Origin of the sequence: Chitinivorax sp. B, assembly GCF_005503445.1 — a bacterium.
In the GTDB taxonomy this organism is placed as follows: domain Bacteria; phylum Pseudomonadota; class Gammaproteobacteria; order Burkholderiales; family SCOH01; genus Chitinivorax.
In genome coordinates, this window is record NZ_SCOH01000161.1 from 1 (window position 1) to 1,256 (window position 1,256).

The window sequence follows — 1,256 nt, forward strand, 5'->3', positions numbered from 1 at the left end:
TGTGGCGAATGTTGATCGGGGTACGTGGGTCGGGCAGATCGGCGAGGTGGGTGAATAGGACCATGGCCAAGGTTGACGGTGAAGGATTGGGGTTCGCAGCTTACCGGACTGGGTACCAGGTTGCTTGGTGAGGTGCACTGTCGTACCTGGGTTTATGTCGTTGGCAAGTTCGATCCCGCCCTGCTATTGCTCCAGTCATGTGACGTTTGAAGTTGGATAGTCCTAAAACCATCTCATTACACGCAACTCATTTTTCATGCAATTTGCAGGGTGGTGTTTTGCGTAAGAACTTGTTTATGCTCATTTAAGCAGCAGGATGAGAAAGGCCAAATGGATGAACTGCAGACTGGTATTCAACTGACGCTCGCAGTGCTTCCATAACCGCCGGTGCTTTTCCAGCCAAGCGAAACGCCGTTCCACGATCCAGCGCTGGGGTATGACCTTGAGGGTATACAACTCACTGTGCTTGGCGATCTGCAGCGTCACCTGTTCCCCCAGTATGTCACGGACACCTTGCGCAAAAGGTTGTCCCACATAGCCACCATCCGCCAACAGGCTTTGAACGCGATGCAGCCTGGATTGGCACCGCTGAAGCGCTTGGAGTACACCTTTGCGATCGGTCACATTCGCCGTGGTGACCGCCGCCGTATGTGGCAGTCCCTGGGTATCCACTGCAATGTGACGTTTGATGCCCGAGGCTTTCTTACCTGCGTCGTAGTCTTTCAGTCCGGCGGTATCAGTGTTCTTCACGCTCTGTGCGTCCACAATCAAGTAGCGCGTGCTGGCGTTGCGCCCCCGTTTCTCGCGGGCCGCGCCAACCTGATTTTTTAAGCGCCTGCTCCAGCAGGCTACCACCCTCACGTGGCTCGCTCTAGATGGTGAAATAGGAATGTACTGCCCGCCATTTTGGAAAAGCATCAGGTAACATCCGCCACTGACAGCCACTTCTGAGCAAATACAGGACCGGGCAAAAGACCTCATACAAATCAATGCGGCGTGGGCTGGTCTTCTTACGGGCACTTTCCAGTAATGACCGGATGACTTCGAACTGTTCGCGACGGATGTCGCTTGGATAGCTTTTTCTCATCCCTCCAAGTGTCTCACAAACAGCTACCCACAAAGACTTTGAACAGGCTCTCAGACCCACCCCTTTCAAGGTCTTGTTGAGCAATCAGGTGTATCCTGCTGATTGCAATGCGTACGAGGGAGAGCGGAAATCTGGCAAGCGATTGTGGAGCGATTTGAGCAGCATGCAC

General features: G+C 53.6%; 1 pseudogene. It reads right to left on the bottom strand.

Going from position 1 to position 1,256, the window contains the following annotated elements:
- Nucleotides 1–300: 300 nt before the first annotated feature.
- Nucleotides 301–1,087 (bottom strand): annotated as a pseudogene (locus FFS57_RS25030) (IS5 family transposase).
- Nucleotides 1,088–1,256 lie beyond the last annotated feature (169 nt).